The sequence below is a fragment of the Paenibacillus oryzisoli genome, from assembly GCF_050467285.1.
GTDB classification, from domain to species: domain Bacteria; phylum Bacillota; class Bacilli; order Paenibacillales; family NBRC-103111; genus Paenibacillus_E; species Paenibacillus_E oryzisoli_A.
The window spans coordinates 592,405-616,578 of the sequence record NZ_JBCMUN010000007.1 but is presented as its reverse complement, the minus strand read 5'-3'; the positions used below and the strand labels follow the sequence as shown (position 1 = coordinate 616,578).

Here is a 24,174-nt window from a genome sequence, read left to right as displayed (position 1 = left end):
AATGTGGATAAGGTAGAATCGCTGCAGGCTGTGAGCACCGGAGCAAAGGTTGGGAAGAAGAAAACATGGTTCTCCTTTTCCGTTTTATTTATCCTGCCTTCCTTTATTTTATATACGATGTTCGTGATTTATCCGGCATTAAACAGTGTGAATCTAAGCTTCACCTCCTGGGACGGTGTCAGTCCCAATATTCATTACATCGGCTTCGATAATTTTAAGGAAATTCTGCATAGTGAACGGGTATGGAACGCTTTAAAGAACACGTTAATTATGTCGGTTGCACTCGTTGTTTTGGAAAATGTGATTGCCATTCTGCTGGCGATGCTAGTCGATCAGGTACGGTGGTGTAAAAACCTGTTCAGGAGTATTTTTTATTTTCCCGTATTGCTAAGCGGTATCGTTATGGGTTTTGTGTGGGCGATTATTTTCAACTATAACTTTGGTGTTATCTCTCAGCTGCTGGATCGGATCGGGCTCGGTTCGCTTAAAATCGACTGGCTTGGCAATCCGGACTACGCCTTAATCGCGATTATCATTACCGCCGTCTGGAAGGGCGCGGGTTACTATATGATTATTTACCTGGCGGGGCTGCAAGGCATTCCCCAGGAACTGCACGAAGCCGCGGCAATTGACGGTGCGAACCGGTGGCAGCAATTCCGCCATATCACGTTCCCGCTGCTGGCCGGCTCGATGACGGTGTGCGTGATGCTTTCGATGATCAGCGCGCTCAAAATCTTTGACCAAATCGCCGTTATGACCGATGGCGGTCCGGGCTTTGCGACCGAGACGCTGACGTATATCGTCTATAAAGTCGGCTTCGGCGAGCTGCGTCAGGGTTACGGGACGGCGATGTCCTTGGTACTGTTCTTCTTGATCCTGATTGTATCCCTCATCCAAATCAAAGTGCTGCGTAAACGGGAGGTGCAGATGTAATGCATAAGTCTAAAAAGTGGGCGGATGTTGTGATCTTCGCCATCGCGCTGGTGCTTGCCGTTCTGTTCTTCTTCCCGGTCTATTTCAGCTTAATTTCTTCCTTTAAATCCAATGGCGAAATTCTGCGGGATGCCGTCGCACTTCCGACCAGCTTATATCTGAAAAGCTTCAAATATTTGCTGACTGAGACGCAGTTTCCCGCTGCGATTCTGCGAAGCGCGATCCTGACGGTGACGTCCGTGTTCTTCATGATCCTGCTCATTCCGATGGCGGCGTACGCGATTGAGCGTACCGGAAAAAAATGGACCAACGCTATCTATGTGTACTATTTGGCGGGGATGATGATCCCTTTTCAGGTGTACATGATTCCGCTCTTCAAGCAAATGAAAACGCTCGGCCTCTACGGCACGATGACGGCTCCGGTGCTGATTTACATCTCCGGCTCGGTCGGGATGGGCGTGCTGCTGTACACCAGCTTCATTCGCGGCATTCCGGTTGAGATTGAAGAGGCGGCGTCCATTGACGGCTGTTCCCGACCGCGCATTTTCTGGCAGATCGTATTTCCGCTGCTAGGGCCTTGTACGGCAAGTATGATCGTCCTGCAGGGGCTGGGGATCTGGAACGACTTCCTCATGCCGAGTCTCGTGCTGCCATCGACGAAGAAGACGATGGTCGTGGAGATTTTCAAATTCGTTGGGGAGCTGGCGTCCCAGTGGGACATGGTATTCGCCGGCACGACGATGTCGATTGTGCCTGTGCTGATTGTGTTTGTTTTCCTGCAAAAATACTTTATCAAGGGTATCGCTTCGGGCGCTACGAAAGGGTAAACTACGAGCCGCTTCCGGTTTGAATCGGGGCGGCTTTTTTATTGATTTTTTATGAAGGGATGGAAAAAAGAAATGGGACGTGTCATCAGTTATGAAGCGCCGAAGGGCGCTGTGGGCAATGATGCTTTCACGGTCAACGTGCGAGCTGCAGGTGGAGAGTGGCAGTCTGTGTTTGTGTATGAGGTGAAAGTTGATATGCATGAGGTTCGCCGGGCTTCGATGGCTGCTTTTGATATGGAGGGGCCGGTAGAAGTTGAGGTGATCAGCAATGCCGTGCCGATTCGCGAGGCGGTCATTCGTCCGTTGTCCTTTGCGGCAGCGCACCGTGTGGCTGGGAATGCGGTTTATTTCACGCTGGAGCAGCCAAGGAAGCTGTCCATCGAGATCAATGGGCTGCGCTTCGCCAACCTGCATCTGTTTGCGAATCCGGTGGAGCGGGATGTGCCGGATCCGGAGGCGGATCACGTGCTTTTCTTGAAGCCGGCGATTCATCGGACCGAGGACATCTACCGGCTGGCGCAAACGCCGAAACAGGAGGGGGCTGCGGCGCCTGACACGCTTTATTTTGGACCGGGGATGCATTATCTCGAGGAGACGATTCTGCGTATTCCTTCGCATACGACGGTATATCTTGCCGGTGGCGCGATACTGGTAGGCTCGCTGGTGTGCGACCGCGTGGAGCATGTATCCATCCGAGGAAGAGGGATCGTCTATTTATCGGATTTTCACCGGTTCTCTGCGTTTCGGGGGATTCGCATTCGCTTCTCTGAGCATGTATTGGTTGAAGGCATTACGACGCTCGATCCGCCGCATTACAGCATTTATTTGGGGAAATCGCAGCATATTCGGATTACGAATTTCAAATCGTTTTCCACACGCGGCTGGTCGGACGGCATCGATATGATGGCTTGCGAACATGTGGACATCGATGATGTCTTCCTGCGCACGTCGGACGATTGTATCGCGATTTACGGCTCGCGGTGGGATTATTACGGCGATACACGTCACGTGACCGTGCGCAACAGCGTGCTGTGGGCGGATGTGGCGCATCCGCTGATGATCGGCACTCACGGGGATCATCACCGGGGCGGGGATACGATCGAGCATATTGTGTTCGACAATATCGACATACTGGAGCACCACGAACCGCAGCCGAACTACATGGGAACGATGACGATCAATGCCGGGGACAAAAATACCGTGCGCCACGTGACGTACCGGGGCATCCGCGTGGAGGATTTTGAATTGGGTCGGCTTGTAGATCTGCGCGTGGTATGGAATAAGGATTATAATCCTGTGCCGGGAAGCCGCATTGAGGATATACAGTTTGAGGAGGTTTCGTATAACGGCGCGAATACGCTGCCGAGCCAGATTTTCGGTTATGACGAGGAGCGTCCGGTTGTCGGCGTGCAGTTTAGAGGGTTAATGATTAACGGTGTACACATTACAGGGGCTCAAGAAGGCGGCTTCGTTGTAAATGAACACGCTCACGGAGTTACGTTCACATCGCTTTAAAAACCGCACGCGCGTCTTAAATTTCCGCACTCTCAAATAGAAGTTGCTTGTTTATAATGAGGGCGAGGTTTAAAAGAGTTTCCATTCCATACCATCTTGAGGAGGTTCGATATGAGGTTCGAAAGTGTACTTGAACGGCGGCTGGGGTGGACACGGCTCTTGGCTGCCTTCCTGGCGGCCATCGTCCTGGCATCGTATGCGCCGATTGCAGCGCAAACGGCCATTGTGCCGGCGGCAACGGACACGGTCACGATTACGGAGACGACCGGGAGCAGCGGGTTTACCCATCCCGGCGTCGGGTTGACCAAGACGATTCTGGAAAACATGAGGCAGCAGGTCATCGACCAGAAGGAGCCTTGGTACTCGTACTACAAGGCGATGACGGTCTCGTCCAACGCTTCGACGACGGTAACGTCGAGCAACGCGAGTTTGACGGATCCGACGAAGCCGGCGAGCGTGGAAGTCAACGGCAAGGGCGCATTTGTTGCAGATGGGTTGAAAGCGTATACACAAGCGCTTATGTTTTACATTACGGGCGATGAGGTGTACCGAGCGAACGCGATGCGGATTATCCGGATCTGGGAGCAGATGGACCCGACGAAGTATACGTATTTTACCGATTCGCACATCCATATGGGCATTCCGCTCAACCGGATGGTGACGGCAGCTGAGATTCTCCGGTACAGCAGCACGCAGACGCCTGCGCTGCAGTGGACGGCCAAAGATACGGACGATTTCACGAACAATCTGATCGTGCCGGTGACGGAGACGTTTTTACACGGGAACAATTATTTCATGAATCAGCATACGTATCCGCTGCTTGGCGCGATGTCGGGGTATATTTTTACCGATAACCGGGCGCGGTATGATGAGGGCGTTGAGTGGTTTACGGTCAATAAAACGGCGGCAGACCAAGGCATCAACGGCTCGATCAAGCAGTTGTTCCGCTCTGTGGACACGAATGCGGTGACGGGTGAGCATCTGGCTGAACCGGTGATCCAGCACGTGGAAATGGGAAGGGACCAGGCGCACGGCGGCGGGGATTTGACGAATGCAGCGATTCTGGCGCGGCTGCTGAATGCCCAGGGGACGAAGGTAGATCCGGTAGAGGGGACGGTCTCTACGGCTCCGAATGCGGTGGACGTCTTCGATTTTCTGGACAATCGGATTTTGAAGACGGCGAATTACTTCTGGCAGTATATGCTGGGGTATGATACCCCATGGACGCCGGTTGCTTATAAAATCGATGAAAACGGCGTCACGCAAGGCATTTATCGCGTTATCTCCGATTCCTACCGGGGACGGATGACGACGACGCAGTTTTGGGACATTTACTATTACTACACGTATGTCAAAGGGGTTAACGTCGCCGAGGCGGCGCCATACTTCTACGAAGCGTTCACGAAACGCATTCCGTCCAACTACTACTACCAGGGAGCGCTCGGTCAGGCGTGGGAAAGCCCAGATGGCGGCGGTGATTTCTGGCTGTATATCCCGCAGGCGGCGGAAGCTGAAGGGGCGACCTACCTGCCGAAAGAAATGACCAGCGATGCGATCGTTGAATTAGAGGACCGCTACACGGCGTTCGATAATTATTCGGCAACGAAGCAAGAGGGCGGCACCTCTTATGTGGAAGTGACGGCAACGGCGGAAGGCAGCACGATAGCTCCGCTAAACTTCTCTTATGCGGATCGCGCGTCGTCCCGGGTTATCGGGATCAAGTTCCGGACGAACGGCACGGCAACGCTGGCGCTCAGCAAGGAGCGAACCTCATCGCCGTTCTATACCTTGACGCTGCCGAACACGAACGGGCAGTGGCGCTACATGCTCTATGACATGGGCATCAGCCAAGTTACCTACAGTCAAGTTGACAGCGTATACAGCATCATGTACATGACGGTCAAAGGCGACGGCACGACGGTGGACTTCGATCATTTCAACGTGAAGGCGGGTTCGCAGCTGTCGGCACCGGCATTCAAAAGCGGCAAGTCGCCGGTCATGATTGTCGCCACGGTCGGCATGCCGATCTCGCTCGATTTCTCTGCGACGGACAGCAATCCGGCGGATACGGTGACGTACGAGATGATGAATGCGCCGACGGGCGCTGTTCTGAATGCAAGCAGCGGCGCGTTCACGTGGACGCCGGCAGCGGCGGGGACCAGCTCCGTGATTGTCGTGGCGAGCGACGGCACCTCGGTGTCAACGAAGGAGCTTAATCTGATCGTGACGAATGACCGTCAAAGTGCGGTGGATGCGGCGATTGCGCCTTACCATCCGAGCGCGGGTTATGTGACGGCGTCGCTGGAGACGTATCAGAACGCTTACAATGATGCGATCGCACAAATGGGGACAGCGACGGATGCAGCGTTTTATGCCAAGCTGCAAACGCTGCGGAGTGCGGTTGTGGGGCTGCAGTTGTTGACACCGCAACTGAGCGATGGCAGTCTCGATTATACGAAGATGGTCACGTCCACCTTCGGCACTTCGATCACCGATCTGATCGATAACAACGATAACACGTTCTCGGTGTATCAGCTGGCGGGGGATCTGTACCACACGATTGATTTTGGCGCAAATTTCAAGGTGACGGCAAGCGCTTTCGAGATTCAGGGGAGAAGAAGTTTCCCTGAGCGGATCGCAGGGCTGACATTGTTCGGTTCCAATGACGGGGAGACGTGGACGCGGTTAACCGATGACGTGACCGCCAATTCAGAGGATTTGCAGAGGCTGAACGTGAAAGATGCGTATAAGAATACGAAGTTCCGCTTTATTAAAATGCAGGTCATTCAGCTGCCGCCGAGCACGACGACGACACCGACGAACATGATGGAAGTCGCCGAATTCAGAATTTATGGCGAGCGGCACGAAATCTTCAGCAAAATCGAATCGGTCGGCCTGAGTTCGCAGCAGGCGTTTATGAACCGGATCGTACCGGGCGATACAATTAAGCTGACGTGGAAAGCAAAAGAGCCGATTTCCCAGGTAACGGCGAAAATAGGCGGTCAGGATGCTGTCGTCAGCTCCACGGACAACATCAACTGGACGGCCACGCTGGCGGCGAATCTGGCAATGCCGACAGGCACGGTGAAATTCGCTATCAACTTCAAACAACAGGATGGCAGCGATGGCGATCCGGCCTTCCTGACGACAGACAACAGTAAGCTGTTCCTTGTCGATAATTCGCATCAGATGAACAATGTGACGGGGATTACGTATTTGATCGACCCGACGACCACGACAGGCAGACCGGGGAATACGGCGGAGACGCTCAAGCAGACGAATTACTTGTTTGATTCGAACGCCAGCACGGCTTCGGACTTCCGGAACGGTTCGAACGGAGCCGGGGGTTATGTGACGTTTGATTTCAAACAGGATTTCCGTGCGTTACTGACCATGGTCGAAATTATGGCGAGACAGGATCAAGTGGCCCGGGTCAAAGGCGCTGTTGTGCAGGGGTCGAATGATAATGCGCATTGGACGAATTTGACCGCAGCCGCAGCTTCTACAGCTGAATGGCAAAGCTTCAACGTCAGCAACACGACGCCTTACCGATATATTCGGTTATTCAATTCCGCGTCCTGGTTCGGCAATATGGCGGAAGTGCGCTTCCACGGCAGCGTGCTCGATGTGAATGAAGCGCCGGTGATCACCCCGATTGCATCGGCCAGCATTGAGCTGGGGCAAACCGTGACGTATACGGTATATGCAGCGGATGCGGAAGGAGATGCGATAACGTTCACAGGCATTGACTTCCCCGCGGACGCATCTATTCAGGCGGGAACGGGCGAGTTCACATGGACGCCGCAGACAGTAGGAACGCATCCGTTGACGTTCAAGGCGACGGATAGCAAAGGCCATGCTTCTACAGCACAAACGTCCGTGATTGTACGCCCGGTTGGCGTATCGGATGTGCTGGTGAGCGGCATTCAGATTACTAGCGTCACGAATGCGGTGTATGTTGGCGATACGTTGCAGCTAGGAGCTGCGGTTAGTCCAGTTGATGCGACGAATTCGTCTGTAAGCTGGTCGGTTACACCGGTAGACGGCCAGGCGTCGATTGATCCGGTTACGGGCGTGCTCACCGGCATTTCGGCGGGGCATGTCACCGTGAAGGCAGCGGCGACAGATGCTTCCGGCGTGTTCGCGACGTACGATGTGACGGTATGGGATCCGCCTGTCATTCCGGTGTTGGTGACGTCGATTGAAGTGAGTACGGCGGTGGATACCGTTGTTAGCGGTACTGCTTTGAGCTTCGGAGCTGTCGTCACTCCGCAAAATGCTTCCAACGCTGCCGTGCAGTGGTCGGTTGTTGGCGGCACGGGAACAGGTACGATAGATCCCGTGACCGGCGTGTTCACAGCCGGAAACACGGGGACTGTGACGGTTCAAGCGACGGCGCTCGACGGTTCGGGAATCGTGGGGACCAAAACGGTGACGGTGCTGGCGGCTGGGAATGGCGAATCGGGTTCGCCGGATTCGCCAGATACACCGGATACACCGGATACACCGGATTCTACACAGGAATCAGACAACACTCCGCCGCCTGTGACGGAAACGAAGCCGGAGAAGGAGACGGACCCGGAGGTGCAAACGGGCACTTCGTTTTCGCCAATCGTTGATGAGCAAACGCTGGTTAGTGAGGTGAAGGCTAAGCTTGAGGGTAATGATGGCTCAGTGCCGGCGTTCAGTGACACGAGCGCGCATTGGGCGCAGGACACCGTGAGCGTGTTTACCAAGCTCGGTGTCATTCAGGGCTACGCTGACGGCTCGTTCCAGCCGGATGCCAGCATGACGCGCGCGGAATTTGCGACCGTCATTGCGAAGCTGTTCGGGCTAACGGCGAGCGCGCCAACTGCTTTGTCCGATGTGCAGCAGCACTGGGCGGCGGGCGCGATCCATGCGCTGGCGAGCAGCGGCATCATTAGCGGTTACGGCGACGGCACGTTCCGGCCGGATCAAGACATCACGCGCGCGGAGATCATTGCGATCGTCGCGAAGCTGGTTGAACTGAAGCCGGCTGGCGGCAGCACCGGATTCACCGACATCGACGGCGCGTGGAACAAAGCGCAGATCGAGGCTGCGGCGCAGCTGGGCCTCGTCAGCGGCGTTGCCGAAGGCAGCTTCGCGCCGGGCAAAGACGCGACGCGCGCCGAAGCGCTGACGATTTTGCTGCGCGTGTTGGAATTGAACAGCGAGTTGAAGGCGCTTCTGCGCTAGGAAGGGGGCACGCATGCCGGGAGGCGTGCGTGCTTATCTTGAAGAGCAGTCGGCGTGGAAGGAAGGGGAGGATGCAACGAGGTCAGCCAGATTCCTGCGTATAGGCAGGTATTTCTCACAAAATTGGCGTTTTTTCCAAGATGCCTGCGGTTCAGCAGGTTTTTGAGCCAAGTTTGCCCAGAAAGAGGGTTCTCGCCCAAAATGCCTGCGGATTTGCAGGTATTTGATCAATTTAGGAATGGAGCGGGGGGAATTCCTGTTTTTTTGCAGGCTTGATGCACTAGCCGAAGGCCTTCTCGGCCACTACTTTAGGAGGGATCATTAATATGTCCAAAAAGAAACGTACCGGTTTTTCACTCGTCACGGGTTGTGCGGTGGTTGTGGGTTTGTTGGCAGCGGCTTTGCCTGCGCAAGCTGCAACAACGATCACCATCTCTCCGGGCCAGAGTATCCAACAAGCCATGGATTCCTTGAAAAATCAGGGCTGTGGGACTCTGATTTTAAAGCCGGGAACGTATACGGTAGGGTACGGCGTTAAAGTGTACAATGGATGCACGATTCAAGGGGAATCGGCTACAGACCGTCCAATTATCCAGTTGGCTGCCGGGAAAGACGAGCCTGTCATCACGAACGCGAGTGTTCCTTTTTCGAACGTGGCTGCGAAAAATCTTGTCGTCAAGGGTGGTCTCTCTGCCAGCGAACAAAACTTGCCCGAATATTTCCATAAGGGCAGCACGCAGTATAATGATCGCATCAGCAGTGGAGCAGAAACGCAAGCTTCGCTGGACGCCAGAATCGAAGCGGCGAGATTGAATGTGATTGGGATTGATTTTTCGGATAAACATAACGATGTCAGCAACACAGGTGCCACGATTGACAATGTGCTCGTTCAGTACAGCGCCATGGGGATTAATGTGGGAAGAACCAGTAACGTCACCATCAAAAACTCAAAAGTCGAATACAATGGAGCGGTGAAGCAATACTATCACGGGCTCTACCTGAGCACAGTAGATAATGTGATAATCGATAAGCTCGATGCCTCTCACAATGTGACGGGAATGGGGCTAAAAGTAACCGACTTCTATGACGATCGGACGGAAACCAGCATCAGCATCAAAAACAGCAAATTTAATTACAATTATGATCGAGGGTTAACGGTTTACCACATGAATAATTTATATGTGGAAGGAAACGAAGCCCACGATAATCAGAAATCCGGCATTAACATTATCGACTGCCAGAACGGAACGTTGAAAAACAACAACGCCTATAACAATCCGAATGTTGCCAATGTGTCTTATGATATCTGGCTGGCGAGCAGTTCAGGCTTTACGATCAGCGGCAATACGTATGGTTCTAAGAATGGATTTTGATCTAGAAGCATGTACAAAGAAGGCATTGTTTCTCTCCGTACCATGGAGAGAGCAGTGCCTTCTTTGCTGCACTTTGCATCGAATCCGTAGGCTTTGTCATAAATCGTCGATCGTGCAAATATAAGCAATAGCTATTTCATAAGAAATCGATATATTAGAAGTATTGAAGATATACGATTCGATGATTCGAATGTAAGCTTGCATTCATAGGTAAAGGCTTCTCCGCTTCACGTGATGGTGCCGACCTATTCTAACGACAAAGGGGAGTGTTTCTATGAAAAGTAAGATACGTTCGAAAGCATTGCCGGTGGTGTCTGCTGTTCTTGCATTGTCACTTATGGCAGCTTGCAGTAGTGGCAGTCAGGAAAAAACGGAAGAAGCTAGTGCCGATAATAAGGCAACTTCGGCAGTTTCAGTTAAGGCGACCTTATGGACGCCGCTCAACGCCAACGCCGCAGCTGCAATAAAAAGTATGAACGAGCTGCCGATCATGCAGGAGTGGGCGAAGAAGACGAATGTTACGTTTGAATTCCAGCACCCATCAGGAACGAGTACACAAGACCAACAGCAGCAATACGGTGTTATGGTGGCTTCTAATAATCTGCCGGATTCGATGCTCTGGAACTGGAACAACGTAACCGGTGGAACAACGAAAATGTTTCAGGACGGAACGATCATTAAATTAAACGATTTAATTGAAAAAAATGCGCCGAATTTAAAGAAAATTTTGAACGACAATCCTCAAATCGCCAAGCAGCTAAAAGCAGATAACGGAGATATCTACGTACTGCCTCACTTGCGAGTAGGGCAATATGGACAATATAAAACCTTCTCGGGACTTATGCTCCGTCAAGACTGGCTCGAGGAGCTGGGATTGAAAACGCCGGAAACGATTGATGAGTGGGAACAGGTACTGAAGGCGTTCAAGGAGAAAAAAGGTGCGATTCCGTTCACTTCCCAGAAAAACTATGTTATCTCTAATTACGATTTTGCGGGTGCCTTCGGCCTTCCGGGCATAAATTTTTATGTCGATAACGGAAAGGTCAAATACGGACCGCTTGCACCGGAATATAAGCAGTATTTGGCGTTAATGCAGCGTTGGTATAAAGAAGGCCTGATTGACCCGGACTTTGCTTCCAATGACACGAAAACGATGGACGCCAAAGTGACTTCCGGCAAAGCGGGAGCTTTCTACGGATATATCGGCGGAAGTATGGGCGTTTACTCCCCTGCTCTCGTGAAAGATAATCCAAAGGCTAAACTTGCAGCAGCCCAATTTCCGGTTATGAAGAAAGGCGACGAACCTAAATTCACCCAAGCGGCATGGGAGTATGACAACGTAGGTACGGTGATTACAAGCCAAAGCAAGCATGCTGCCGAGATCGTGAAAGCCATGGACTATTTGTACAGCGATGAAGGCGCGATGCTGAAAAACTTCGGCATTGAAGGGCAGACGTACAAGAAAGAAAACGGTCAGCCGAAGTATACGGATCTGATTCTGAACAATCCTGACAAATTGCCGCTTGCTACGGCGATGGGAAAATATTTTATCGCGAACTACAGCTTTACGGGTTTGGATGATGATCGTTATAACGATCAATACTATCTGCTTCCTGAACAGAAGGATGCTGTGAAAATCTACTCGAAGTATTCGAGCAATACGTATAAGTCCGCTCTTCCTCCGATCGCTCCAACGCCTGAGGAGGCCAAAGAAATGTCGAAGATTAAGAATGATGTAGAGACGCTGCTCAAGGAGCAGGTGACGAAAATTATTATGGGCTCCATGAAGGTCGAAGACTTTGATAAAACTGTGGAGCAACTGAAGAAGATGAATATTGACCGCGCGATTGAAATTAATCAAACAGCATTAGATCGTTACAATAAGCGTTAGGAAACGAATGAATCGTGGGGAGCTGGTCTCCCCCCTTTTCACACCCCTGAAGGGAATGGGAAATATGGTAAAATCCATGAGACTGCTGTCTGCCGATATACGGAAAAATCGTGCCATCTACCTGATGGTTCTTCCAGTTGTTCTGTATTTTTTTATCTTTAAATATATGCCGATGTATGGAGCAGTTATTGCGTTTAAAGATTTCAGCCCCGCGAAAGGGATTTGGGGCAGCACGTGGGTCGGTTTTGACCACTTCACCGCTTTTTTCAAAAGCTATTATTTCGTTCGTGTGCTAAAGAATACGTTTTTGATCAGCTTTTACAGTCTGGTCTTTGGGTTCCCAGCTCCGATTATGTTGGCTCTGCTGTTGAACGAGCTTCGCCATAAATGGTTTAAATCGATTGTGCAAACCGTCTCGTACTTGCCGCACTTTGTTTCGATTGTCGTGATCGCAGGCTTAATTATTGACTTTACGAATCGAGACGGGATCGTGAACACCGTTATTACTTTTTTTGGCGGGGAAAGCTCTACCTTATTGAATGATGCGAGCAATTTCCGTACGATCTTCGTCAGCACCGGGGTTTGGCAGGAGCTCGGCTGGTCATCTATTATTTATTTGGCCGCGTTGAGCGGCATCAATCCGGAGCTCTATGAAGCAGCTCGTGTGGATGGGGCGGGCAGGCTTCGACAAATTGGGAGCGTAACGCTTCCGGGCATCGTTCCTACGATTATGATTTTGCTTATTCTTAGAGTTGGCGGGCTGATGGAGGTCGGATTTGAGAAGATCGTTCTGTTATACAATCCGAATACGTATGAAACCGCGGACGTGATCTCGTCCTTTGTATACCGTGAGGGTCTTGCGCAAGGCAATGATTACAGTTATACAACGGCCGTAGGTTTGTTTCAATCGGTGCTGAATTTTGTATTGCTGATTGGTGCCAACAGCTTTTCCCGAAGATTAACGGGGAATCATTTATGGTAGGTCAAGATTGGGGAGGTACGACAGCACATGAAGGTAAGCGCATCTGAGCGGATGTTCGATAGCATCAATATCCTCATCATGACAATGATTGTTGTTTGCACACTGTATCCGTTTTATTATGTCTTAATGGCTTCCATCAGCGACTCGAACCTGCTGATTCGTCATTCGGGCTTGCTTCTCAAGCCCGCCGGCTTCAATCTGGACGCGTTTAGAATGGTGTTCAACAACCCGAATATTTTTTCAGGGTATAAGAATACACTTATTATTTTGTTCGCGGGAACGGCTGTTAATTTGTTGTTTACGATTCTTGGTGCTTATGCGCTATCCAGAAAGTTCGTGCTGCGGAAGTTTATTATGATCACTATTGTCTTTACTATGTACTTTAGCGGCGGATTAATTCCGACGTATTTACTTATTAATAATTTCCTGCACATGGGAAACAGTCTGCTTGCACTGATCATTCCGGTTGCCGTCAGCACCTGGAACCTGATCATTATGCGAACTTCGTTTGAAGCGATCCCTGAAGGGCTCCTCGAATCTGCCAAAATGGATGGTGCAGGCGAATTCCGCATCTTATTTCAGATTGTCGTCCCGTTGTCTATGCCGGTCATTGCGGTTATGGTGCTATATTATGGCGTTTCCCATTGGAATTCCTGGTTTCATGCGATGCTGTTTCTTCAAGACCGGGAGTTGTTCCCGCTGCAACTCATCTTGAGAGAAATTCTCGTACAGAATAGTACGGATTCGATGACAACCGGTACAGGAAATGCGAATGATACGATGGCGATCGGGGAAAGCATCAAGTATGCAACGATTATGGTCGCGACACTGCCTATCCTAATTGCCTATCCTTTTTTGCAGAAGTACTTTGTAAAAGGCGTCATGGTTGGGGCGATTAAAGGGTAAAAGGCAACTAGCATCGAAGATAGCGAACACAACAAGACTACAAAGTATGGGGGCTCTTCCTGTGAAACGCAGTGTCTATCTCTTCTGGCTCATCTCCAACTTAACGATATTATGTGTTCCTATCGTCATTACGATGCTAGTTCTCTTTCAGTCCCAGCATTTGTTGAGTACGGAGGTTATCCGTTCCAATCGCGCACTGCTGAACCAGGTGAGGCAATCGCTGGACAATCAGTTTAAAGATATTAAGCAGATGGGCATGCAGCTGTCGCTGGACCCGAAAGTTGTCAAATATGTAGGGCAAGCGGATTCCAGCGATTTGCAGACCAGACTGGATACGCTGGCCCTCATTCCGTCACTGAGTTCCTATTCGTCTTCTAACGGGAACATCAGCGAGATGTATGTTTATCTGAAAAAGCAGCATTATGGTGTGACGACCTCAACAATGAATGAGGAACAGCTGCTCTTTCAACTGCATCATGCGAATACGGGGATCACGCAGCAGCAATGGAGGGAACGGGTGGAGCAGCCGTATTTCGGAAGCTTTCTTTCCTTATCTCCCGGAAGTCTGGTCTACTTGCAATCCTTGCCTCTTCAAGTCGGGGGTAACCCGCTTGGCGATGATCCACCGGCTACGCTGGTTGTTTTGCTGAATGAAGAGCGTCTGAAGAATGAGATCTCCAATATTCAAATTGCACAAGCCGGCACCGTAGTCATCCTCGATAAAGAGAATCGGCAGATACTGTTTACAGGTGATCCCAACATAGCTGCTCATCTCGATATGGGGCGATTCCAGTCTGCGGAGGGTTCCTTTAATCAGAAGCTGGACAAGGAGGCAATGACGGTTTCGTATGTGGCTTCGGTTGAAACACAGTGGAAGTACGTGTCGATCGTACCGGCCAAAGTGTATTCTGCCAAAGTGAGCGAGCTGCGGAACTGGATTTATGCGGCCTTGCTGCTCTGCTTGTTTGTAGGCGGACCGTTGTCTGTCTGGATGACAAGGAGGCATTATATGCCGATCCGCCGGATGGTTGATAGCGTATCTCCAAAGGTGAGATCCAATCTGGAAGGCATTGGAGATGAGTTCTCGCTGCTGCAGTCCGTCATGACGGAGAATGAGGCTTTGCAGGATTTAGCGAACCAAACGATCCAGAAGCAGCAGAATGCGTTAAAAGGTCATTTCCTTGCCCGGCTTCTGAAGGGCAGAGTGGAAAGCGGGTCAGCGCTAATCCAAGCGTTGGCGTCGTTTGATCTGCATTTTGCGGCGAATCGGTTTGCCGTGCTGCTTATCCATATCGGCGATTATTCGGCCTTGTTCAAGGATAATGACCCCCGAGACGCGGAGTCGAAGCTGCAGTATGTTTATTTTATCGTGACCAACATTACGGAGGAGCTGCTGAAGCGCAAGCATGCGGTGTTCTCAACAGAAGTGGACGGCATGATGGCTTTTCTAGTGAATATATACAGTGAAGATGAAGTGCGGACAAAGCAGGACATGATCGAAATCGCACAAGAAGCGCAAAAGGTGATACAAGGCAATTTTTATATACAAGTGACGATCGGGATTAGCGGTATTCATTCATCTCTAAATGGCATTCCGCATGGGTTTGATGAGGCTCTGGAAGCATTGGAATATAAATTTGTCATCGGGCCGAGCGAAATCATTCCATTTGACCGGATTAAGCGGCCGAAAAACGAGCTGTATTATCCGCTGGATATGGAGAGGCAGTTAATTAATCACATCCGAACCGGTCAGTATGAGGAGGCCATGGATACGGTTGGTGAATTAATCGCAACGAATGTGTCGGATGGTACGCTATCTTTACAGCTCGGCAAGCTGCTCATGTTTGAATTGATCGGGACGATTCTGAAGGCCATCGAACACTTGGATCAAGGAACGAACGAGCTCGCTGCAGAGAAGCAAGAGCTGATTAAACTATTGACGCAATGCGAGTCGTTTACGGAAATGGAAGATGAGATTTATCACTTTTTGAAGATCGTGTGCGACTATGTGGATGCAAAGAAAAAGAGCCACAACACGAATCTGAAGGATCAAGTGCTGTTATATATCAAAGAGAATATATCGGATATTAATTTGAGTCTTAACTTGGTTGCGCTCCATTTTGATGTGAATGGACCGTATTTATCGAGGTTTTTCAAAGAACAAACAGGAGAAACATTTATCGACTATGTGAATAAGACACGTGTTCAACTCGGCAAGGAGCTCCTGCAGGAGACCGAGGAAACGATTACGGATATTACGCTGAAGGTCGGATTCTCGAATAGTAATACATTTATCCGCGTGTTTAAGCGGTACGAAGGGATCACACCTGGACAGTACCGAAAAGGGGATCAACCGTAAATTCTCATAAAGCGTAGATTGTGCAAATAGAAGCGATGATGATTCTTAAAAAATCAATATGTCTGAAATACCAATGATATACGGCATGAACATGCAGATCGTATGCTGTGTATGAAGCATTTTTATTAGGAGGAGGAATCATTTTGAGTAAATGGACTAGCTGGCTGGTGATCGTTAGTACAGGATTCAGCATCATCTTTGGGGGAATTCCACCCCTGTCTAATACTAGTTTTGCAAGCGCTCCCAATCTGGTGGCGAACGGTGGCTTTGAAAGCACGGTTTCTGTCACGGGTGATACAAGATGGCCAGGCAATGAGAAAGTATCGGATTGGACCTTCAATGTCTTCACGGGCACAACCTCGACCTTTACGATAGATCGGACGGTTGTTCATGAAGGCAATCAATCGCTTCGCATCGACAATGCGTCAAGCAATGACAGGGTAAATCTTTCTGAGTCTATCCCGATTGAGAGCGGTAAGGATTATTCGTTGAAACTTTGGACGAAGCTGGACAATGTCGTTACAAGCGGAAATGGGGTGTATGTAAGAAGACAGTTCTTTGATAGCAGCAATGTTAAGATCGGAGGGAACTTGTCGTCACCTAAAACAGCCGGCACAAAGGATTGGTCGCAAACTAAAATTGACTTTACTGCCCCAACTGGCGCTGTCCGAATGGTGGTTGAGTTCTTTTTGGATACAGGCACCGGTACAGCTTGGTTCGATGATATCTCACTTCAACAAACGACAACGCAAACGATGGTCCTGGATCAAAGTTTTGTCTCTTTGGAGATGGGGAAACAGGTGACACTCACGCCAATCCTCACCCCATCGACGCCCGGCAATACGTTTAACTGGGTAAGTTCCGATTCTAGTATTGCTACCGTGAATAACGGTGTTGTAAGCGGTATTGGCTACGGTAACGCTAAAATCACAGCAATGTCGACAGACGGATTATTCTCCGCCGAAGCTCAGATCAGCGTAGAGACGCCAGACATGATGCTTGCCTATGATTCGCTCCGTCAGAGAGCTCTTGCGAAGTTGACGGTGCAGGCGGACGTTGATTCGAATGCTTCTTACGTACAGGATTACATCTCCGAGAAAATGAAGCTTGTCCAAAACGATCAAAACACCGGGTATTGGCAGACGTTGGACAAGTCGGCGAATCGATCTTACTTATGGAGCGACCGGGCCAGTACAACGGATCCGTATCACTTTTATTACAGCTATGGCCGTCTGAAGGATATGGCGACTGTGTATGTCATGAAGGGGTCTCCTCTGTATCATAATCCGACTCTCCGGGATGATCTTCTAGCCGCAATGGAATGGCTTTATGCTAACCGGTACAATGAGCGAACGAGTGAATACGGCAACTGGTTCGTATGGGAGATCGCAACGCCGCAAGCCCTTACCGAATTAATGGTGTTGATGTACGACGAGCTTACGCAGAATCAGCGAAATCAGTATATTCGGGCGATCGATGCCTTTGTCCCCGATCCGACGAAACGGATTTCCAACAATAACTCCCAAGAAACCGGAGCGAATTTATTAAATAAGGCCTATAACGTGGCACTGCGCGGCATCCTTGGGGCATCCAGCGCCAAAATCAAGCAGGGGCTGGCTCCGGTCGGCAGCGAGTATAAGCTTGTAACGAGCGGAGACGGCGTATATGAGGATGGTTCCATTATCCAACACTTTAATGTTGCTTATACAGGAGGATACGGTCAGTCCTTCGTGAATCAGGCGGAAGCCTTCCTGTATCTGTTTCACGATTCCCCTTGGGAAATGAATGACCCGAACATGCAAAGTGTTTTTGATTTGGTTGGCAAGGCGTTTGAGCCCGTGATTTATAACGGGCACCTGATGCAAATGGTCAATGGCCGGCAAGTTGCCTCCGAGGGCAATGGTAGCGCCAAAGCATTGATTCTTTCGATCCTACAGTTGGCGGAAACCGCTCCTGCGGAGAAAGCAATGGATATCAAACGTAGGGTCAAGGCGTGGATTCTGGCGGATAAAGTGAATACGTATACGACCGGAGTCACCGTTTATCAAAGAACGCTAATTGAGAAATTGATGAATGATGACACAATTACACCAAGGGAAGAATTGGTCAAGCATCAGCTGTTCCCTAATATGGACCGAGCTGTTCATTTGCGGCCAGGGTGGGGACTTGGGATTAGTATGTTCTCGGACAGAGTGTCCGACTTTGAGTACGGAAATAAGGAAAACAGCAAAGGCTGGTTTACTGGCGTGGGCATGACGTATTTGTATAATGCGGATCAGACCCAGTACATGAATAACTACTGGCCGACGGTTGACAGCTTCCGACTCCCGGGAACGACCACAGACCGTTCAGGTGAAGGACAAACCCCAGGCGAATGGGCTTCCTATATGAATCCGAAGACTTGGGTTGGCGGAAGCTCCATGGATGGACTTTACGGAGCAACGGGTATGGACTTCTCTATGTCAGGTGCCACTGGCAGTTCACTGACGGGCAAAAAGTCGTGGTTCTCGTTCGACGATGAGGTGGTTGCACTTGGTTCGGGAATATCAGATTCGGCTGACCAGGAAGTCGAAACAATCATTGAAAACCGGCTGCTGAATACTACAGGCAGCAATACACTTACGGTTGACGGGGTGACGAAATCGAATGCGCTCGGCTGGTCGGAATCGATGAATGCTGTACATTGGGCTCACTTAGCCGGCAATGTGCCTGGGTCCGATATCGGATATTATTTCCCTGCAACTTCCAATGTCTATGCGCTTCGTGAGGAGCGTACTGGCAGCTATCACGACATTAATCAGAATACGGGAAGCAATACTCAATACACAAGGAACTTCCTGAGTCTGGCATTCGAGCATGGAAGTAAACCGTCCAATGCTAGTTATGCATATGTGTTGCTCCCTAATAAAGACAGTATGGCTACTGCAAATTATAGTAGCAATCCGGATGTTGAAATTATGAGCAATTCTACGGATGTTCACGCAGTCAGGGAGAAGAAGCTTGGGATTACAGCGGCGAACTTCTGGAATCCGTCAACGGCGGATTTCATTACGGCCCATAATCCTGCCTCCGTTATGGTGAAGGAAACCCAGGATACAATGAGCGTATCCATTGCCGATCCTACTCAAAAGCAACAGCAAGTTGTGATTGACCTTGGGAAATCGGCAAAAGAGATCGTTCAGGCTGATCCATCGATACAAATTGTTCAAACCGAGCCCACAATTAAGCTTATTGTAGATACAAACGGGGCTTACGGGAGAACGTTTAATGCCGTTTTTCGTACAAAGGCAAGTTCAAATAATGCTTCGTTAAGCGCATTAAGTTTAAGTGGCATTTCGTTAGATCAAACAGTAAGCAGTCGTGTGTATGCTTATACTGCAAACGTAGCAAACAGTGTCTCTGTCACAACCGTTACGTATAGCACCGCGGATCACAATGCGACGGCAGTTTTGCAACGAAATGGGGTTCCGGTTGCCAACCCTATTTATTTAAATGAGGGCTCAAATGTTATTCGTCTTGTCATTACGGCACAGGATGGCACAGAGCAATCGTATACGGCCCATGTATACCGTGCTTACAGCAGCAGCTCAAGTGGATCTACGGGCACTAACACTTCTGCACCTCAACCAACAACGGAGCCGGCACAACCAACAACGGAAACCGAGACGACTGCATCACCACCTATCTATACGGATAAAGTTAGTGCTGCGCAAATGATTTCATTCCTGAAAGATAGGATTGCCCAAGCGAAGAGTGGGCCACCTCCTGTCAATCTGATTGATCTCACCAATCATTGGAGTAAGGACAGTGTTACTTTGTTTGTGAAGCTTGGTATCGTAAACGGCTATGAAGATGGCAGCTTTCAACCGGATGCAAGTATTTCCCGAGCCGAATTTGCCACCATTGTCGCTAAAGCATTTCACATAAACGGAAGTCCGAATTTAGCCAGTATTTCTGATGTAAACAATCACTGGGCCAAAGCATCCATACTTGCACTTGCTTCCATGGGTATTATCGATGGCTATGAAGATGGAACGTTCAAGCCTGATAAGACGATAACTCGTGCTGAAATCATTGCGATAATTAGCCGAATCGTAGATCTTCAAGCAGTTAAGAAAGAAAGTGGAAGTTTCTCTGATATTCAGGGTTCATGGAATGGTGCCCAAATTCAAGCAGCGGCGGATGCCGGCTTAATAGAAGGCCGTGATACGAATATCTTTGCTCCTGAGGCGCCTTCTTCGAGGGCAGAATCACTTACGATTGTTTTAAGAGCACTTGAATTGATGCCAGACATTAAATTATTGTTGGATCAGCTTATCAACTGAACATGACTCCTAAAAGGTTGGGCAATCGCTGCCCGGCCTTTTTGGCATCTTGCTTGTACCCCCATCCCCCCAAAGCGACTTTTCCCCCCATATTTCATCCTCCACTCCGGTTTTCCACCCTTGCCCTTTCCTGTAAGCTAAACTATGTAAGCACTTTCTTAATCGCAATACAGCTAGAGAGAGACTAGGAGGAGAGAGGCATGGAACTGGTGACCGCAAGGCTCGCCGAACGCGAAGAAACGCGGCTCCGCAAAGGGCTGCGGCGCGTCTGGAAATTCAAATTACTGTACCTGTTGCTGCTCCCGGCGCTGGTTTGGGTGATCATCTTCGATTATTTGCCCCTCTACGGCATCAGCATCGCGTTCACGGATTACAACGTGATTCAGGGCTTCTCGGGGAGCGAGTGGGCGGGGCTCAAATACTTCCGGATGTTGTTCGAATCCGAGATGTTTCGCAACGCTTTCGCGAATACGCTGCTCATCTCGCTTTACAAAATGATCAGCGGCTTCCTCTGCCCGATCCTACTCGCCCTTGCGCTGAACGAAATCGGGGCGCGCTGGTTCAAGAAGACGCTGCAAACGGCGGTTTACCTGCCGAGATTCGTCTCGTGGGTCGTTTATGGAGGCATCATTACGCTGCTGCTTTCGCCGGAGACCGGCGTCATCAACAAAATCATCGAGCTGTTCGGCGGCAAACCCGCGTACTTGCTCGTGGAGCCGGCCTACTTCCGGACAATTCTCGTTGTCACGGACGCGATGAAGGAGATGGGCTGGGCCGCCATCATCTATATTGCCGCGATCGCCGGGCTCAACCCGGAGGTGTACGAAGCGGCGATCATGGACGGGGCGACGCGATTCCAGCGCATCGTGCATGTCACACTGCCGGGGATCACGGGGACGATCATCGTCATGTTCATTTTGCGGGTTGGCTACGTCATGAGCGCCGGCCTCGACCAGGTCATCAACTTGTACAATCCGATGGTGTTCGAGGTGGGGGACATTTTGGATACGTATATTTACCGGGTCGGTATCGAGCAGTTTAATCTGAGCTTGGCGGCTGCGGCCGACGTCATCAAAGGTGTGATCGGGTTTGCACTGGTGTTGATTGCGAATCAAATCGCCAAGCGGATGAATGATTCGGGTATTTTCTGAAGGAAGGGGAGCGTGCGATGAAGCTCACGACAGGCGAGCGGGCCTTTGTCACAACGAACTATGCGGTACTAACGATACTTACGATCATCATCATCATCCCGTTCTGGTATGTCATCTCGGTATCCATCACACCTTACCATATTTTTAGCGAGAAGAACGGACTCATTCTGTTCCCGACCTCGCTGAGCTTTCAATATTACACCTATCTGCTCAAAAAAGGATCCCTGATCTACACGGCCTACGGCAATACGATCTTGTATACGATCGGCGGCGTGCTCTTGGCATTGTTCCTGGCCGTAACATCCGCCTACTCGCTTGCAGAGAAAAAGCTGCCGGGCAGGCGCATCCTCATGCTGATCTTCGTCTTCACGATGCTGTTCAAGGGCGGCATGATCCCGACCTATATCAACATCAAGCAGTTGGGCCTGCTCGACACGAGCTATGTGCTCATTCTGGTTATGGCCTACAGCGCTTTCAATATGATTGTGATGAAAACGTTCTTCGAAGGCATCCCGGAAAGTTTAAAAGAATCCGCCGCCATCGACGGCGCCTCGGAGTTCCGCATCCTGCGGCAGGTCGTGCTTCCGCTGTCCTTGCCGGTCATCGCCACCGTCGGTCTGCTCTATCTCGTCGTGTATTGGAACGACTTCTTTAGCGCCATGCTGTACGTGACGGATTGGCACAAAGCGCCCGTGCAGCTTGTGCTGCGCACGATTATCGCGAGCTCGTCCCTGCCGCCGGAGCTACTGGAAGCTGCGGGTTCGACCCCGCCGCCGACCATCGGCATTCAAATGGCCGCCATCGTGATCGTCGCGCTGCCGATGCTGATTGTCTACCCGTTTATTCAGAAATATTTTGAGCAGGGGATGCTGGTCGGTTCTGTGAAAGGGTAAAAGATTTACCCTCTTAAGGGTTAATCATATAAAATAGAAAATCTAGGAGGTCAACGAAATGTCGAAACAAACGAAAGCTTGGGGCTACGGCATGCTAAGTGTTGTGCTGGCAGGAACGGTTACCTTGGTAGGCTGCAGCAAAGACTCGGGCATGAGTGGGGGGGCAGCGTCTCCGTCTGCTGCATCAGGAGGAAGCGCGCAGCCAGCGCCAACGGCGGAAGCGCCTTACGAGCTCTCCTGGTTGAAGGCGCAGGACATATCCAAGCCGTACGATCCGGCGAAGGACGTGGTTTTGCAAGCGGTTGAGAAGAAACTCAATGTCAAAATCGTACCTGAAATGGTCGACGTGCAGCAGTATAAAACGAAGCTCAACCTGAAAATGGCCAGCGGCTCCATCCCGGACGTTGTTCGGATCGATTTTGCCGATGATTTTCAGAAGTATGCGCAGCAGGGCGCTTTTCTCGACCTGACAACTCTCATCAACGAGAAGGATACGCCGAACATCCTGAAGGAAGTGCCGAAGGCAGTGTTCGAGCAGGCGAAGGTAAATGGTAAAATTTACGGTATCCCGTATCAGGGCGGGCCGGGCGCAGGCTATCGGTGGAATCTCGTGTTCCGCAAGGATTTCCTGGATGGCATGGGCGCGAAGGCGCCTAAGACGCTGGACGAGTACTATAACTTGCTGAAAAAAGTGAAAGCCGAGAAGCCGGACGTCATCCCGCTCGGCGGCTATACGGCGCAAATCGGCCAGCAAAAATATGCCAACAACTCGTTTGACCATATTTTTGGCGCGTTTGGCGTGACACCGGGCTATTTTACGGAGAAAAACGGTACGTTCGGCAGCTATGACATCGATCCGAAGATGCGGGAGGCGCTGCTGTACCTGCAAAAAATGTACGGAGAAGGCCTGATCGACAAAGAGTTCGCGACGATCAAGGAAGAGCAGCTGCGAGCGAAGCTGTACAGCGGCAAGCTGTTCTCTTGGATGGGCTGGTGGTCCACCGCCAACGATTATGACACGCAGGTGGAGACGAACGAGCTGAAGAAAAGCGGCAAGTTGGCCGCCGACGCAAGTCTGCCGAGCCAAGTGGATGAGCCGTTCAAATACTTGACGCTGACAGATTCGCTCGTCGGCAGCGATGGCAAAGCGGTAGCGCCGACCGGGGCACCTTTTGCCCAAATGCATGCCATCTCCGCCAAAACGAAGGATCCGAAGAAAGTGCTTGCTATTATTGAAAATTCGCTGTCGCTGGAGAATCAGATGCTGAGCGTGTGGGGCATCGAAGGGGAAGACTATAAGATCGACAACGGCAAAATGAAAGTGCTGACGAACGACATCATCGATCAGAAAACGATGCAGGACAAGAATGGCAATTTTCGCGGCGTGCAGAGCTACATGTTCGCACCCGGTCTAAACGGCTGGCCTCGTTACCTGGAGTCGGTTCAGCTTCGCAATGCGCAGGCGCTGGACGTGGCGATTCATAACAAGTACCAAATCACGGATGCGTCGAACTACCTCGATTCCCCGACGAAAATTGCCAAGCTGGTGGAACTGAACACCATGCGCGATTCCGTCTTTACGCAGATCATTATGGGCGGCGACATCAAGAAATTTGACGAGTTCGTGGACAAATGGAAGGCGCAGGGCGGCACGCAGATTTTGAAAGAGCTGGAGGAGTCCTTCAAGAAGAAATCCGGTAAATAAGCCGGGGACTTTCTTCGCATGATGCGGGAGGATACGGCCTGCCCATAGAGAATTGGATACGTGAAGCTCGTAGAGCCCCCTTCGCCGGTCACTGCCG

General features: G+C 50.6%; 13 protein-coding genes. All 13 read left to right on the top strand.

Features of this window, described 5'->3' with window-relative positions; all coding sequences use genetic code 11:
• Positions 1-3 precede the first annotated feature (3 nt).
• The 13 genes from ABE504_RS14875 (at position 4) to ABE504_RS14815 (ending at position 24,077) form a co-directional block, all read left to right on the top strand.
• Entirely contained in the window at positions 4-933 is a 930-nt protein-coding gene (locus ABE504_RS14875) for a carbohydrate ABC transporter permease (RefSeq protein WP_430089795.1), read from the top strand.
• Positions 933-1,760, top strand: coding sequence for a carbohydrate ABC transporter permease (locus ABE504_RS14870; RefSeq protein ID WP_430089792.1), 828 nt, complete (start codon positions 933-935; stop codon positions 1,758-1,760). Before ABE504_RS14875 ends, ABE504_RS14870 begins: the two co-directional genes overlap by 1 nt.
• 72 nt (positions 1,761-1,832) lie before the next feature.
• Positions 1,833-3,275 carry a glycosyl hydrolase family 28 protein gene (locus tag ABE504_RS14865; RefSeq protein WP_430089789.1) on the top strand — a complete coding sequence of 481 codons (1,443 nt, stop codon included), beginning with the start codon at positions 1,833-1,835 and terminating at the stop codon, positions 3,273-3,275.
• 111 nt (positions 3,276-3,386) lie between these two features.
• Complete coding sequence (locus ABE504_RS14860) at positions 3,387-8,492, top strand: S-layer homology domain-containing protein (RefSeq protein ID WP_430089786.1); 5,106 nt, start codon at positions 3,387-3,389, stop codon at positions 8,490-8,492.
• A gap of 326 nt (positions 8,493-8,818) precedes the next feature.
• Positions 8,819-9,865: a right-handed parallel beta-helix repeat-containing protein gene (locus ABE504_RS14855; protein ID WP_430089783.1), complete on the top strand. Its 1,047-nt coding sequence runs from the start codon at positions 8,819-8,821 to the stop codon at positions 9,863-9,865.
• Positions 9,866-10,139: 274 nt separating this feature from the next.
• A complete protein-coding gene (locus ABE504_RS14850; protein WP_430089780.1) occupies positions 10,140-11,756 on the top strand; it encodes an extracellular solute-binding protein in 1,617 nt (538 codons plus the stop codon).
• A 64-nt stretch (positions 11,757-11,820) separates the two neighbouring features.
• Entirely contained in the window at positions 11,821-12,738 is a 918-nt protein-coding gene (locus ABE504_RS14845; protein WP_430089777.1) for an ABC transporter permease, read from the top strand.
• A 27-nt stretch (positions 12,739-12,765) separates the two neighbouring features.
• A complete protein-coding gene (locus ABE504_RS14840) occupies positions 12,766-13,644 on the top strand; it encodes a carbohydrate ABC transporter permease (RefSeq protein ID WP_430089774.1) in 879 nt (292 codons plus the stop codon).
• 61 nt (positions 13,645-13,705) lie between these two features.
• Positions 13,706-16,003, top strand: coding sequence for a helix-turn-helix domain-containing protein (locus tag ABE504_RS14835; RefSeq protein WP_430089771.1), 2,298 nt, complete (start codon positions 13,706-13,708; stop codon positions 16,001-16,003).
• A 143-nt stretch (positions 16,004-16,146) separates the two neighbouring features.
• Positions 16,147-20,328: a polysaccharide lyase family 8 super-sandwich domain-containing protein gene (locus tag ABE504_RS14830; RefSeq protein WP_430089768.1), complete on the top strand. Its 4,182-nt coding sequence runs from the start codon at positions 16,147-16,149 to the stop codon at positions 20,326-20,328.
• A 200-nt stretch (positions 20,329-20,528) separates the two neighbouring features.
• Positions 20,529-21,479, top strand: coding sequence for an ABC transporter permease (locus tag ABE504_RS14825; protein WP_430089765.1), 951 nt, complete (start codon positions 20,529-20,531; stop codon positions 21,477-21,479).
• A gap of 17 nt (positions 21,480-21,496) precedes the next feature.
• The gene (locus ABE504_RS14820; protein WP_430089762.1) at positions 21,497-22,372 is read left to right on the top strand and encodes a carbohydrate ABC transporter permease; all 876 of its coding nucleotides are present in this window, start codon (positions 21,497-21,499) and stop codon (positions 22,370-22,372) included.
• 58 nt (positions 22,373-22,430) lie between these two features.
• Positions 22,431-24,077, top strand: a complete 1,647-nt coding sequence (locus ABE504_RS14815; protein WP_430089759.1) for an extracellular solute-binding protein — start codon at positions 22,431-22,433, stop codon at positions 24,075-24,077.
• Positions 24,078-24,174: the final 97 nt, after the last annotated feature.